This is a genomic window from Uliginosibacterium paludis (genome assembly GCF_039631355.1).
Classification (GTDB): domain Bacteria; phylum Pseudomonadota; class Gammaproteobacteria; order Burkholderiales; family Rhodocyclaceae; genus Uliginosibacterium; species Uliginosibacterium paludis.
The window spans coordinates 636,784-649,877 of the sequence record NZ_JBDIVF010000002.1 but is presented as its reverse complement, the minus strand read 5'-3'; the positions used below and the strand labels follow the sequence as shown (position 1 = coordinate 649,877).

The following is a 13,094-nucleotide window of genomic DNA, read 5'->3' as shown; positions in this document are numbered from 1 at the left end:
GAGTCGGGAGTCGGGAGTCGGGAGTCGGGAGTCGGGAGTCGGCCAAAGCGTAAGTCGGAAAAGCCGCAGGCGCCTTCCGACGATTGACTCGTTCAACTTACGCCATCACTCATCAAGCATTCCCGAACGTCGGAAGGCGCTTCGCTTTTCCGACCTACGAATCGGGCATGGATTCCGGGTTACGGCCTTATCAAATAGTACTGCAATATGTGACTCCCTCACTCATGCGAGTTCCATGGGGATAAATTCCCAGCATATTAAGTTCACGGCTTTCCTTTGACGATACAGCGATGTACCCGAGTTCATACACTCCATTTTTATTATGAAATTTTTTCTTTTCTTTGTTTGAATGAAATTTACTAAATGTCACGCGTAAAGTATTAAGCGCCTTGCCGTATATACTTTCATCTGGCTCAGCCTTTATCCATTCTCCACCTGAATAAATGAACTTATTAACAGAAGCCATGCCGCGCGGAGATTTCTGTTTCAAGCAATCTTCGATCGTCAAAGGCGATATCACAACCCAATTTACTTCATTGAGTGGATTGATCTCATAATCCAGCACGATCGGTTCATCACTTCCTGACCATGCTTTTGCTCCTGGAAATTCAACTGTGTACTCTTGTTTTAACATCACATAACCAACATCAGGACCTACTATCCAGTGTTTATAGGCCGTTCTGTCAACTCTTACGGTTTTACCGTCGCGCAATTCCACCTGCTCAGCCCAATGCAAGGTGTACTCCCTTTCGCACCCTGACAGACAAAATAGGGCGACACAACAAACCACTAATCGATTTGATTTGGTTCGTTCTCTATTTTTTAAATAAAAAAATATCTTTACAATAAAATTCATGTCTTTCATCTTGCTCGCCTTTGACATTCACAATCGAAACAAAAAGCAATAACTGACCCAATACTGTTCGGTTAGATTGTTTTCCTTGCGGGTTTGCGTGCGGATAGCGCCAAGGGTTTCAACAGACATGGCGAAGTATCGATAGGCCTGCGCCGAGGGTAGTCATGGTCATGTGAAGCATAGGGTGAGTTTTTGCCGCTTGACCTGCCGCGGCGCGTGCTGGCCCAAGGTGCGCACGGCGCGCAATGCTGAGGCCCCTTGAAGCAGCTCACGAAACCACCGCTTTCGCTTTCTTGGTTGCCCTGGGGGGAAAGGCCCCGGAAAGGGGCTGGGTGCGTCGCAGCAGCTGGACGTGTCCTGTAAAGGACAGTTGAGCGTGGGAGAGTTGATGTTCGCTGGCCGTCTGATGCATCAGCCAGCGCACGGCGTAGTGTGCCAACACCCAGCCATAGAATTCCTGACGCACTAGCTCGGGGGTCTTGGAGCGCAATACGCGACGCCGTTGCTGCAGGTGCGTTTTGAGCTCATCAAACACGGCCTCGACTTGCCAGCGCGTGTGATACAGCGCAGCCAGCTCCAGCGCAGGTGCCTGTGCCGGGTCAAGCAAACTGGTCATCAGGCGGTAACGTGTGGGCTCACCGTCAAGGCTGGGCAATGCGTACTCAACCACGCGCACGACAATGGCATCAGCTTTGCCGTCACGGTCCTTGGCACTGGGGCGTATCTCGCTCAGAAAGGAGCCGTCCGCTAGAGTCTGGAGGACAGGGAGTTGTCGGTCCTTGGTGCAGCGCCACAGTAAATCCGCCCCACTACGTCGTGCCGACTCCCAGTAACGATAGCCATTGAAGCCACGATCAGCCAGACACAGCATGCCCGGCTTGAGAGTGTCGAGAAGCGGGACGCATATCTCCCACTCACTGGTGCGATAGGCGCCAATATAGGCGTCCAGAATGGCGTGTGTGGCGCACTCCACCAGCACCGCGCATTGAGCTTGCGGATAGCCCGCATGGCCTGTGCGGCTGCCGGGGTAGCCGAACTGCTCGACGTTATCCACTTCGTCGGGGACTTCAAAGTTGCTGCCGTCAATGGCGACGACTCGTAGCCCCGCGTAGAACGCTTCCGGGTGCGTCTGCGCATTGGCCAACGGCAAGCAGGCTTGGCGCATGAGCGCCCGCAAGGGTGCGTGACCGAGTTTGCCGCGCAGTTCGCTGATGGAGGATTTGGATACCTGCGCGGGTACGGGACTCGATTGCGCCCACGCCAGGCCTTGCGCGATGACGGCAAACACTTCTTCGTAGGCCGCTTCGGGATACAGACTCAACGCCATGCAGTAGTAGGCGCCCGCGACAGCTGGAAAGCTGCGGATGCGCTGGCTGTTGCAGCCATGCTCGTCGAGCAGTGCGTTGATCTGCTCAGCCGGGTAGACACGCGCCAGAAGACTGGCGCTCAGGTAGTCACTGAGCCGGGCGCCTGCGCCCAGCACCGCTTTGGTTCGTGCCATCACTACTCACAGTGGAAGGTCGTAGCCCCAGAATAGCAAGAATTTAGTTACTAACCGAACAGTATTGGGTCAGATCTTGAATTCAAGCATCTCGCCCAGGGTCACCAAATTCGGCGCAGTTCGCTTCACTCATTGTTCCCTTCGGCGCCCTAGGAATATCCGACTCCAGGCCAGATTACCGACCGTCCGCTCCTGGCCGATTGACGCATTCGGCATAAAAACCGACTTATCCCGCCACCCGCAAGCACGCCTCCACCCCGCCCTCGGGGTGATTCGCCAGCGTGACGCTGCCGCCGTGCAGGCGGGCGACTTCCTGGGCGATGGCGAGGCCGAGGCCGGAGCCCTTGCTGCCGTCGGGGCGCGGCAGGCCGTAGAAGCGCTCGAAGAGATGCGGCACGGCGTAGTCCGGAATGCCTGCGCCCTGATCGCGAATGCGGAAGCAGCAGGCGCCGGCTTCGGTGCTTGCCGAGAGCAGGATCAGGCTGCCGGCGGGGGCGTGATCGAGGGCGTTGTCGAGCAGGTTGCCGAGTGCCAGCAACAGGCGCTCGCGGTCGCCGCGCAATGTGTAGGCCGGATGAAGGCCAGCAGCTGGAATCCGGGAGTGCTCTCCGTCTGTGCGACCAGGCCCCGGACTCCACCGGGCACTGCCCGCTTCATCCTGCGCTTGTTGAAGGGCGGCATCCGGGCGACTCACTTCAAACGTGATGCCTTGGGCATCGGCACGCGGCATACGCACCCGGCATAGATCCTCCAGCAACTCGCCGGCCTCCAGCGTTTCGAGCTCGCCCAGCCCGCGTCCGGCTTCAAGGCGCGAGAGCGAGAGCATGCGCTCGACACATTCCTGCATGCGTGCGCCCTGGCTCAGCACATGACCGGCGAACTGCCGGCGCTGGGCGTCGGGCAGGCCCGGCTCGGCGAGGATTTCACCGGCGCCACGCAGGGCGGCGAGCGGGCTCTTGAGTTCGTGGGTGAGCGCCTGCACGGTCTGCTCGACATACTGCTTGCCTTCGAGCTTCTGACGCATGGCTTCCATCGCGCGGGCAAGGTCGGAGAGTTCCTGACCGCCACCGGTGGGCGGGGTGGCGGATTCGCCGGCGGCCACTGCCTGGGCATAGTGGCGCAGGCGGCGGATCGAACCGGTGAGCCATAGGGTGACCAGCACGCCGATCAGCGCGGCGCCACCCATCAGCCAGAAGCCGTGCCGGAGGATGGTCTGCTCGCTGCGAGTGATGATGGGCTGCACGGTGCGCACCGGCTTGGCCAGGGTGAGCACGCCGATGATGCGATCGCCCTCGCGCACGGGGGCGGCCACATAGAAGACCGAGGAGCCGTCGTCATCAGGATCGTCGCGCGTGGAGCGGGCGCCGTATTCGCCGCGCAGGGTGCGGTAGACGTCGTTCCAGCGCGAGTGGTCGGCGCCGACGGCGACGCCATCCGAATCGAAACGGACAATGCCTTTGTCATCGGTCACGGTCACGCGGAAGTCGAGCGTGCTCTTGCGGAAGTGCCAGATCGGCGCATCGACACCGCGGGCGCGGTATTCGGCAATGCGGGCGGCGAAGCTGCCCTGGGCGATGCGGCCGGCACTCAGCTCGTCTGCCGCCATCACGGCGAGGATGTTGGCGCTGTCGACCATGGTTTCCTCGATGGCTTCGCGCACGCTGGGCTGCACTTCGCCGACGAAGATGCGCAGCACGAAAACAGCCGCGAGCCCCACTACCAGAAAGTAGCCGAGCAGCACGCGCAGGGGCAGGTTCATGCCACCGCCAGCGAGTAGCCCATGCCGCGATGGGTGAGGATGGGGTCCAGCTCGGGCGCCACCGCGCGCAGCTTGGCGCGCAGGGTCTTGATGTGGGTGTCGACGGTGCGGTCTGTGCTCTCGCTGCCAGTGCCCCACACCGCATCGAGCAACTGGTCACGCGAGAAGACGCGGCCGGGCTGCTTGAGCAGGTGGCGCAGCAGCAGGTATTCGTAACGCGTCAGCGGCAGCGGATGGCCCTCATGCAGCACGCGTGCGCCGGCTTCATCCAGCTGCAGGCCCGGCACAGGCCGCGACGCGGCGGGCAGTGCGCCGGCGCGGCGCAGCATCACGCGCAAACGGGCCACCACCTCGCGCGGGCTGAAGGGCTTGGCCACGTAATCATCGGCGCCGATCTCGAAGCCGAGCACGCGATCGATCTCGTCGGAGCGCGCAGTCAGAAACATCACCGGCAGCGCGGCGTCCTGCGCACGGATGCGGCGGCACAGTTCGAAGCCGGAGAGATCCGGCAGGCCCACATCCAGCACCGCCACCGCGATGCCGCCCTGCGCCAGCCGCGCCAGCGCCTCGCCGCCGGTGGCGACATGGCAGGGCTCGAAGCCCTCGCTTTTCAGCGTCCAGGCCAGCGTGTCGGCAATCGCCGGTTCGTCTTCGACGAGAAGGATCACGGGATTCATGACGACATTCTCCGGCAGTGCGAGGCCGGCCGGCAAGGCGGCTCAGCCGATGCGCTTGAGCGCTTCGCGCCGGGTGAGGCCGGAGACTTCATCAGCGTGGGCGCCCAGCCAGGCGCGGACCCAGTCGGGATCGGTGTAGGCAAACTCGCGCAGGGCCCAGCCCATGGCCTTGCGGATGAAGAAATCGGTGTGCGCGAGATTGGCGGTGAGGATCGCGTCGAGCCGTGCGCGGTCGGTATCGTCAGCACAGCTGAGCTGATGCAGGATCGCGACGCGCCGCAGCCACAGGTCGGGGTGACTGGCGTAGGCATCGAGGCGCTCGCACAGTGCGGGGGCGCTGCGAACGAGCGTGCCATACACACGGGATGCCAGCGGGTCGACCGTATCCCACCAGGCGCGGGTCTGCACCAGGCGCGCGAGTCGCGGCTCATGCCGCGCTTCCAGCAGCCTGGCGAACTTCACCAGCAGATCGGCCGCCACATACTGGCATTCGCGCTCCTCACAGGCCCACAACGCTTCGGCCACGGCGAGCAGCCAGTCCGGATCCGGCCTGCGGCCCAGCGCCACTACCAGCGGCTTGACCGCAGCACGGCGCGCCGGCATCGGCACGCCGAAGAAGGCAAAGTGACCTTTCATGTAGGCGGCCATGGCCGGCGCACGCTGCGGATCGGCCAGGGCGGAGAGCGCCTCGCGCAGGCGGGCGGCGAAGTCGGCGGGCGGAAGCGTTGCCGGGGTGGCGTCAGAAGATGTCAAAGGCATGTCTTGTCCGGTCCATGGCAGTCATGGTGTGGCAAACGGCGGCCGGGGCGGCGCGTCAGTCCGCGCTGCGCCGCAGCCACTGCTCGACCTCGTCGCCGGACTCATCCACGCGGCAGCCCGCCCACCTTAGCCCGGCCTTGCGCACCACCGCGAGCGACGCATGATTATGAGGCTCGACTTCAGCCAGCACGGCCTGCGCCCCCGCCTCGAAGGCCTTTTGTATCAGCGCCCGCAGTGCAGCCGTTGCCGCGCCTTCGCCGCGCGCTTCGGGGGCCACACCGTAACCGACTTCGACACGGCCCTCCTCCAGCGCCGCCTTGAATCCGCAGGCGCCCACGAAACGACCATCCCGCGTGCGGCGGATCAGGAAGGTACAGCACCAGGGCGCCGGCACGCCCTGCTCCGCAAGACGCAGCGAAAGCCGTGCGATGAATGCAGGCGGCATGGATTCCGGCAGGGCATCGGCCTCGAGTTCGAGCGGCACCTCTGCGCGGGCGAGGCGGGTGAGCTGCCCCATGTCCAGTTCGAAAAGCGAGAAGGAAGCGTTCAAGAGGAATTCCGGCTGCTGGCAAAGTCTGCCGGCAGCCGGACGGGCTGCGGCATTTCGTCCGGCCTCAATATACCGTCGGCATCAGCGCCGGAACAGAGCGGAATCGGCATCCGGAAAAAAGATCCGCGACCGAGCAGCCGGAAGCCGGCTGAACGGTACGCGGAAAGGCACCCGGCAGGGCCCCTTCGTCAGGCCACTACCGGACGGGGAGGCAAGTGTTTGCTCAGGCGAGGCGCAAGGCCAGGCGGCGCGAGCCGGCGACCGCCTTGTCGCTGATCAGCGTGGCGCCGCTGAGGCGGATGGCGCGCTTCTCGCCGGCCGGCAGAAGCACGTCGATCTCCAGCCCCATGCCGGGCCAGCTGCCGCAACGCCCGATGGCGATGCCGAGGCCTTCCTCGGCACTGGTGACGCGGATCTGCCAGCTGCCGCGGCGACCCTCGCTGCTGTGGCCGTCGTCCTCGAAGATCTCGTCGCTGAATTCGCCGCTCTCGGCCAGCGGGAAGATGGCGAAACCGCGCCTGTCAGCCGGGGCGGCAAAGTGTTGCTCGGCAAGGTTCAGCGGAATGACACTGGCTTCACGGGCGAGCAGCGGCGGGCAGCGCATGTCGGTGGCGGGCAGCACGATTTCCTGACCCCCGGCATGCCGCTGACCGGTCCAGAAGTCATACCAGGCAGCGCCCGCCGGCAGGCGCACGCGCCGATCGGTGCGACCGGCATCGACCACCGACGCCACCAGCAGATTGCGGCCCAGCAGCATGTCGTCGTTTTCCTCGAAGCAGCGCGGGTCGTGCGGGAAGTCGTGCAGCGTCGGGCGGATCATCGGTTCGTAACCCGAGTGCGAGCGCCACATCAGGTCATACAGATAGGGCATCAGGCGATAGCGCAGGCGGATGAGATCGCGCACCACGGCAGTGTGCTCCGGATACATCCAGGGCTCGTTCACGCTGCGGTCGTCATTCCAGGAGTGGATCGAGAAACGCGGCAGGAAGATGCCGTGCTGTATCCAGCGCAGGAAGAGTTCCGGCTCGGGCGCCGGGCCCGAGAAACCGCCGATGTCATGACCGGTGTTGGAGACGCCCGAGAGTGCGAGACCCATCGCCATTTTCACGTTGTAGCGCAGGGTTTCCCAGCTCGTGTAGTTGTCGCCGGACCAGGTCTGCACATAGCGCTGCATGCCGGTCGCGCCGGAGCGCGAAACAAGGTAGGGACGCTCGGCGGGGTTCGCCTCGATCTGCGCTTCTTTCGAGCTGCGGATCATCAGCATGGTGTGCAGCGGACGCGCCTCGCGGGCGGCAAAGGGCTGGCCGAAACCATGAACGCGGGCCTTGTCGCTCCAGATCTCGAATTCGTTGTTGTCATTCCAGGTGGAGGCCACGCCGTAGTCGAGCAGCGCATCCTTCACGCGTGACTTCCACCAGTCGATGGTGGCCGGATTGGTGAAGTCGAGGTAGGCGCCGGTTTCGTCCCAGAACTGCACGGCCAGCGGGCTGCCGTCCGGTTCCTGCACCAGCAGGCCTGCAGCGGCGGCCTCGGCAAAACGCGGGTGATCGCGCAGCAGGGCCGGCTTGATGTTGGCGCAGAGGCGCACACCATGTTCGAGATAATGACGGACGAATGCGGCCGGATCCGGGAACTTGTCGCGGTTCCAGTTGAACACGTAGCGCTTGTCGCCGATCGAGGTGTAGCCCGAAGAGAGATGGAAGGAGTCGCAGAGGATGTCGTTCTCGCGACAGCCATCGAGGAACTCGTTCATGCGCTGCTGGGCATCCGGCGCATCGGTATAGGTCATGGTGGAGCCGGAGTAGCCGAGGCTCCATTTCGGCAGGAAAGCCGGCCGGCCGGTCAGCCAGGTGAAGCGGCGGGTCACGTCTGCCGGCAGCGGGCCGGCGATGAAATAGAGGTCCAGATCCCCATGATCGGCGCGGAAGTAGCGGTAGTGGCCGTGATAGTTGTCCAGCTCGCGCCCCATGTCGAAACTGCAGTCCGACAGGGTGTCGTAGAAGAGGCCGAAGGCGTGGCCGGCCTGGCGGCGCCAAGTGATGTAGAAGGGAATGTGCTTGTAGAGCGGATCGGTGCTGCGCGCGCTGTAACCCATCGGATCGAGATTGCACATGCGGTAGTTCTGACCGAGGCGGTTTGCCTCACCGGCACGCTCGCCGAGGCCGAAATACATCTCGTCGGGATTGCGCTGCAGGTAGTGATAGACCTTCTCGTCCCACCAGCCGAAGTTGTAGGCCTGGGTGTAGCGGTCGCTGGCGGCAGGCACCCAGCTGCCATCGATCAGGCAGTCCCAGCGGCAGGCCAGACCGTCCAGCCGGATGGCGAGGCGGATCCGGGTCGTCTGCACCGTCAGGACACCGTCATGCTCGCTCACATCGGCGCGCGGCAGCGTGAAGCCGGAGAGGTCGAAGCGGTCGCGGCCCTCGGCCGGCACGTCATCGGCCCCCGGGGCGATGGCCCAGGTGCGCGCTGCCTTCAGCTTGCCCTCGGGCAGCACCACCATGCGCAGGATGTCTTCCTCGAGCACGAAGACGTGGGCGCGCTGGCCGGCATCACTCTCCAGCACCAGATGGCCGGGCAGTGATTTGCTCAGACGGAAGACGGGGGGTTTCAGCATTGAACTCATGATCGGATGTCCTGCAGGAATTGAGGGGGTGAAAGGCCGGGGCGTCTTGCAGGGCGCGCCCGGCCTGTTTGTCAGGCGTTGGCCGGGGTGCGGTTGCGCAGCAGCGAAACCACGATGATGGCGCCGACGATGTCGAAGATCGTCAGGCATACGAAGAGCGGGTTGTAGCCGATCTTCGAGGCCAGAGCGCCCACGATCAGGGAGAAGGAGAGCCCGCCGATCCAGGAGACCATGCCGGTCATGCCGTTGGCGGTGGCCAGCTCATGCGGTTCGAACACATCGGTCGAGAGCGTATTGAGCAGCGCCGAAATCATCTGGTGGGCAAAGCCGCCGAGTGCGAACAGCGCGATCGCGGTGTAGGGGCTGGCTGCCAGACCGATACAGCCCGGGCCGATCATGCAGAGCGCACCGATCCACACGCCGGCGATGCGGGAATTCACCAGACTGAAGCGGAAGTGCTTCATCAGGAAGGGCGACAGGTAACCGCCCAGCACGCCGCCCAGGTCGGCCGCGAGGAAGGGCAGCCAGGCGAACATCGCGATCTGCTTGATGTCCATGCCGCGCTCGGTGGCGAGGTAGAGCGGAATCCAGAAGCTGAAGGTCTGCCAGGCCGGCTCGGCGAGGAAGCGCGGCAGGGCGATGCCCCAGAAAGCCTTCGAGGCGATGATCTTCTTCAGCGCGGGTTTCTCGGTGGAGACCTTCTTCACCTGGCCGGAGAGGATGTAGTCACGCTCCTGCTCGGTGAGCAGGGGATGATCTTTCGGCGAGCGGTAGCAGAAGAACCAGAGCGCGGCGAAGACCAGACCCAGCGCGCCAGTCACGATGAAAGCCATGCCGGTGCTGTGCTGGGTGGCCACGAAAATGACCAGGGGTGGCGCAAGCATGGCGCCGAGCGAAGTGCCGGCGTTGAACCAGCCGATGGCGACCGACCGCTCCTTCGCCGGGAACCATTCGCCCACCGCCTTGATGCCGGCCGGAATCGCGGCGGCTTCGTTGATGCCCAGCAGCCCGCGGAAGAAGGCGAGCCCGCCCCAGGTGGTGGCACTTGCATGCAGCATGCATGAAATCGACCACAGCACGGCAAAGACGGCGAAGCCGACCTTCAGGCCGAGGAAGTCGAGCAGATAGCCGCAGACCGGCTGCATCAGGGTGTAGGCAAGCTGGAAAGCGGCCACGACATAGGAATATTCCTGGGTCGTGAAATTCATTTCCTGCTGAAGCTGGGGTGCAAGTACGCCCAGCGAGTTCCGCGCAAGATAGTTGATGATCGTGCCCAGGCAGATCAGTCCAATGATCCACCAGCGCAAGGCGTGGATACGCTTCATGTTTGACTCCTCCTAAAGTTTTGTCCGCCTGGGCGGGTCCGGGCGCCGGATCGGGTTCCGACACGCGCCGGCACCCTGCTCCGGCACCGGGCCGGGATGCCCTCCGCTTCGTTCGAGCGGCTGTTCGGCATGTCCCGGCGCAGAGTCAGGTTATTCAGCGGAATTCGTGCAAACAAGGAGATTCGGTGCAAAAAACAAGCATCCAGCTTGGCCCGGAAAGCTCGTCTGAGATATAAGTATCTTATTCATCTAGACAAAATATCTATGCAAATTTTTGCATGGCGAGCAAGAAGGAGTCAGCATGGCGGGCAAACTGAAGATCGGCGAAATCGCAAGACGCACCGGACTATCGGTCAGCACCGTGTCACGCGTACTCGCCGGCAAGCTCAACACCAGTGCCCGCGCACGCACGCTGGTGCTCGATTGCGCACGTGCAGAGGGCGTGCTGGAGTCGGTGGCGAAAGCCAATCTGCTGTTCAACCGACTGACGGTTTTTGCGCCGGCCCGCGCCTTCGATCAGCGGGCGGATGTCTTCTACTACCGTATCGTTCAGGGCCTGCGCGAAGCCGTCGCGCCCTTCGACATCCACATGTCGGTCTGCGCGCTGGATGAGAGCCACAGCGACGCGCCACTCTTCCTGCGGCTGATGTCGGATCCGGCCAACGATGCAGCCGTCATCATCGGCATCGATGATCCGGCCATCCACGAGATCGCCGCCGATCTCGGCAAACCGGTGGTGCTGGTCAACAGCCGGGACCGGCTGATGCGGCTTGACGCGGTCATGCCCGACCACCGCCAGGTCGGTGATTTCGCCGCCCGACACCTGCTGCAACACGGGCACCGGCGCATCCTGGTCATCACCTCGCTGCGCCGCTTCACGCTGGAGTGGCGGCTCGACGGCATCCGCGACGCCCTGCTCGACCAGAACATCCCCTTCGATGAAACGCATGCCCTGATCACCACCTCGGGCTTCAGCGGCAGCGAGGCGGAGGCCGCGATGAACAGTTTTCTCGACCGTTGCACGCCCGAGCAGATGCCCACCGCCATCCTCGCCGGTGGTGACTTCATGGCCTCGGGCGTGATCCGCGCCCTGCAGGCGCATGGCCTGTCAGTGCCGCGTGACGTGTCGGTGATGAGTATCGATGGCTTCAATCTCGCCACCGTCGGCGAAGTCGAGCTGACCTCCGTTCACGTGGCCCGCGAAGAGCTCGGTGGCGAAGCTCTCGCCCTGCTGCAGAACCGCCTCACCCGCCCCGATCGCCCGGCCCGCACCCATCTGATCGGCGGCCGCCTCGCCACCGGTGCCTCGGTGCGGCGCATGGGCAAGCATCGCGGCCAGACTGTGGGCGACGCCGCACCGGGCAAGCTCTACGAATAGCCGCCGACGCAAAAAAGCCCGGCCTGCTTGCGCAGGGCCGGGCTCATCCGAAGCAGGCTTGCAGTGCTTACCAGCGCGGGCCCGGGCCGGGGCCGTGGTGGCGCGGGCCGCCCCAGTAGCCCCAGCCGAGGTCCACCGATACGGCGGGCGAGGGGGTGACGTAGACCGGGCGCTCGCGCACCACGGTGACCGGGTCGTCATAGATCACGTCGTCATCGGCCTGCACATCGCTGCTGACCACGCCGCCGGCGGGCGCCACCTGGATCGCGATGCGCTCGCCCGGGTCGCTGGACATGCGGGTGCGGTAGGTCTTGCCGGCGTATTCGTATTCCACGTCGTAACCCACGACCTGCTGGCTGCGCACCTGGCGGGTGCCGCAGCGCTGCACGGTGCGGGTGGTGGCGGTGTCGTCGGCGTTGGCAACCTTGTCGCCGGCCACGGCGCCCACGATCACGCCGGCGGCCGTTGCAGCGGCCTTGCCGGATCCGCGCCCCATGGTGCTGCCGAGAATGCCGCCGGCGACAGCACCCAGCACCGAGCCGGTGGCGTCATGCGGCTTCTCGACGACCACTTCCTCGTTGCGGCAGACACGCTGCGGGGTGGTGACTTCACGGGTGACCGGCGTGCTGGAGATCACGCGGCCATATTCGGTGGCCTGGGCAAGGGCGGGCATCGCGACCAGCGCCACGAGCGCGAGCATTTTCCTGTTCATGTCTGGCTCCTTTCAAAAGGCTTTCTGCCATGCATGAATGATGCGCGCGCGACCTGTAAAGCGATCACGCCAGGATGTATCCCGGTACTAAGAGTTGTATCCGCTTGTAACAGCCCTGCCCCGGCAACGGCCTCAGGCCGGCACACCGGCGGTGCGCGCGGCCTTGAAGGCCTGGAAACGCCCGGCCAGCTGCTCGCTGGCACGCGCCAGCAGGGCGATGTCTGCCCCCACCGCGGTGAACACGCAACCCCATTCGATGTACTGGCGTGCCTGCGCTTCGTCGCCGGTGAGGATGCCGGCCGGCTTGCCGGCCACCCGGATGCGCCGGATCGCGTCATGAATCGCGGCCTGGACCTCCGGATGCCCCGGCTGACCGATGTGGCCCATCGCGGCGGAGAGATCGCCCGGCCCGATGAAGATGCCGTCGATGCCCTCGACTGCGGCGATGGCCTCGATCTGCGCCAGCGCCTCGGGCGTTTCGACCTGCACGATCACGCAGAGGTCTTCATGCGCCTGCTCGTGATAGCCGGCGATGCGGCCGAAGCGCGAGGCCCGCGAGAGCCCGGTGAAGCCGCGCACGCCGCCCTGCGCCGGGTAGCGCGTGGCGGCCACCGCATCGGCGGCCTCGGCCGCGTTCTGCACATAGGGCACCAGCAGGGTCTGGGCGCCGATGTCGAGCACGCGCTTGATGAGGACCTTGTCATTCCACGCCACCCGCACCACCGGGCTGGCGCCGCCTTCGACCAGGGCCTGCAGCTGCTGGTGAAGCAGGAAGGTTTCGTTGGGTGAATGTTCGGCGTCGAGCACGATCCAGTCGAAGCCGGCCCCGCCGATGACTTCGGTGCTGACATGGTTCGACAGGTGCGACCACAGGCCGATCTGCAGCTCACCGGCGACAAGGCCCTGCTTGAATCGGTTACGGATGCGTTCCATTGCGGCTCCCGGTGAGGA

The 13,094-nt window shown here is 64.2% G+C and carries 11 protein-coding genes; 1 reads left to right on the top strand and 10 read right to left on the bottom strand.

Annotation, left to right across the window (positions count from 1 at the left end; translation table 11 throughout):
- Positions 1-190: 190 nt before the first annotated feature.
- From ABDB87_RS08110 to ABDB87_RS08075, 8 genes are all read right to left on the bottom strand, one after another.
- On the bottom strand, positions 191-865 hold the full coding sequence (locus tag ABDB87_RS08110; RefSeq protein WP_345925786.1) for a hypothetical protein: 675 nt from the start codon (positions 863-865) through the stop codon (positions 191-193).
- Between the two features lie 259 nt (positions 866-1,124).
- A complete protein-coding gene (locus ABDB87_RS08105) occupies positions 1,125-2,357 on the bottom strand; it encodes an IS4 family transposase (protein ID WP_345925784.1) in 1,233 nt (410 codons plus the stop codon).
- 226 nt (positions 2,358-2,583) lie between these two features.
- The gene (creC, locus tag ABDB87_RS08100) at positions 2,584-4,116 is read right to left on the bottom strand and encodes a two-component system sensor histidine kinase CreC (RefSeq protein ID WP_345925782.1); all 1,533 of its coding nucleotides are present in this window, start codon (positions 4,114-4,116) and stop codon (positions 2,584-2,586) included.
- Entirely contained in the window at positions 4,113-4,793 is a 681-nt protein-coding gene (gene creB, locus ABDB87_RS08095) for a two-component system response regulator CreB (RefSeq protein WP_345925780.1), read from the bottom strand. The genes creC and creB overlap by 4 nt, the downstream gene beginning before the upstream one ends.
- Positions 4,794-4,835: 42 nt before the next feature.
- Positions 4,836-5,552 carry a DNA alkylation repair protein gene (locus ABDB87_RS08090; protein ID WP_345925778.1) on the bottom strand — a complete coding sequence of 239 codons (717 nt, stop codon included), beginning with the start codon at positions 5,550-5,552 and terminating at the stop codon, positions 4,836-4,838.
- A gap of 55 nt (positions 5,553-5,607) precedes the next feature.
- Positions 5,608-6,102: a GNAT family N-acetyltransferase gene (locus ABDB87_RS08085; protein ID WP_345925776.1), complete on the bottom strand. Its 495-nt coding sequence runs from the start codon at positions 6,100-6,102 to the stop codon at positions 5,608-5,610.
- A 223-nt stretch (positions 6,103-6,325) separates the two neighbouring features.
- Positions 6,326-8,728: a glycoside hydrolase family 31 protein gene (locus ABDB87_RS08080; RefSeq protein WP_345925774.1), complete on the bottom strand. Its 2,403-nt coding sequence runs from the start codon at positions 8,726-8,728 to the stop codon at positions 6,326-6,328.
- A 71-nt stretch (positions 8,729-8,799) separates the two neighbouring features.
- The gene (locus tag ABDB87_RS08075; protein ID WP_345925772.1) at positions 8,800-10,053 is read right to left on the bottom strand and encodes an MFS transporter; all 1,254 of its coding nucleotides are present in this window, start codon (positions 10,051-10,053) and stop codon (positions 8,800-8,802) included.
- Positions 10,054-10,354: 301 nt separating this feature from the next.
- Here ABDB87_RS08075 and ABDB87_RS08070 point away from each other — a divergent pair, with 301 nt between their 5' ends.
- Complete coding sequence (locus ABDB87_RS08070; RefSeq protein ID WP_345925770.1) at positions 10,355-11,431, top strand: LacI family DNA-binding transcriptional regulator; 1,077 nt, start codon at positions 10,355-10,357, stop codon at positions 11,429-11,431.
- A 67-nt stretch (positions 11,432-11,498) separates the two neighbouring features.
- Here the strand turns inward: ABDB87_RS08070 and ABDB87_RS08065 are convergent, their stop codons facing one another.
- Together ABDB87_RS08065 and ABDB87_RS08060 are read right to left on the bottom strand one after the other, a co-directional pair.
- Positions 11,499-12,143 carry a glycine zipper 2TM domain-containing protein gene (locus ABDB87_RS08065; protein WP_345925768.1) on the bottom strand — a complete coding sequence of 215 codons (645 nt, stop codon included), beginning with the start codon at positions 12,141-12,143 and terminating at the stop codon, positions 11,499-11,501.
- A 132-nt stretch (positions 12,144-12,275) separates the two neighbouring features.
- A complete protein-coding gene (locus tag ABDB87_RS08060) occupies positions 12,276-13,076 on the bottom strand; it encodes an aldolase/citrate lyase family protein (RefSeq protein WP_345925767.1) in 801 nt (266 codons plus the stop codon).
- Between the last annotated feature and the right edge of the window lie 18 nt (positions 13,077-13,094).

Bases quoted from the DNA above. Each gene is read 5' to 3' on its own strand.
- ABDB87_RS08110 (WP_345925786.1), bottom strand. From the start codon at position 865: ATGAAAGACATGAATTTTATTGTAAAGATATTTTTTTATTTAAAAAAT.
- ABDB87_RS08105 (WP_345925784.1), bottom strand. From the start codon at position 2,357: ATGGCACGAACCAAAGCGGTGCTGGGCGCAGGCGCCCGGCTCAGTGAC.
- creC (WP_345925782.1), bottom strand. From the start codon at position 4,116: ATGAACCTGCCCCTGCGCGTGCTGCTCGGCTACTTTCTGGTAGTGGGG.
- creB (WP_345925780.1), bottom strand. From the start codon at position 4,793: ATGAATCCCGTGATCCTTCTCGTCGAAGACGAACCGGCGATTGCCGAC.
- ABDB87_RS08090 (WP_345925778.1), bottom strand. From the start codon at position 5,552: ATGCCTTTGACATCTTCTGACGCCACCCCGGCAACGCTTCCGCCCGCC.
- ABDB87_RS08080 (WP_345925774.1), bottom strand. From the start codon at position 8,728: ATGAGTTCAATGCTGAAACCCCCCGTCTTCCGTCTGAGCAAATCACTG.
- ABDB87_RS08075 (WP_345925772.1), bottom strand. From the start codon at position 10,053: ATGAAGCGTATCCACGCCTTGCGCTGGTGGATCATTGGACTGATCTGC.
- ABDB87_RS08070 (WP_345925770.1), top strand. From the start codon at position 10,355: ATGGCGGGCAAACTGAAGATCGGCGAAATCGCAAGACGCACCGGACTA.
- ABDB87_RS08065 (WP_345925768.1), bottom strand. From the start codon at position 12,143: ATGAACAGGAAAATGCTCGCGCTCGTGGCGCTGGTCGCGATGCCCGCC.
- ABDB87_RS08060 (WP_345925767.1), bottom strand. From the start codon at position 13,076: ATGGAACGCATCCGTAACCGATTCAAGCAGGGCCTTGTCGCCGGTGAG.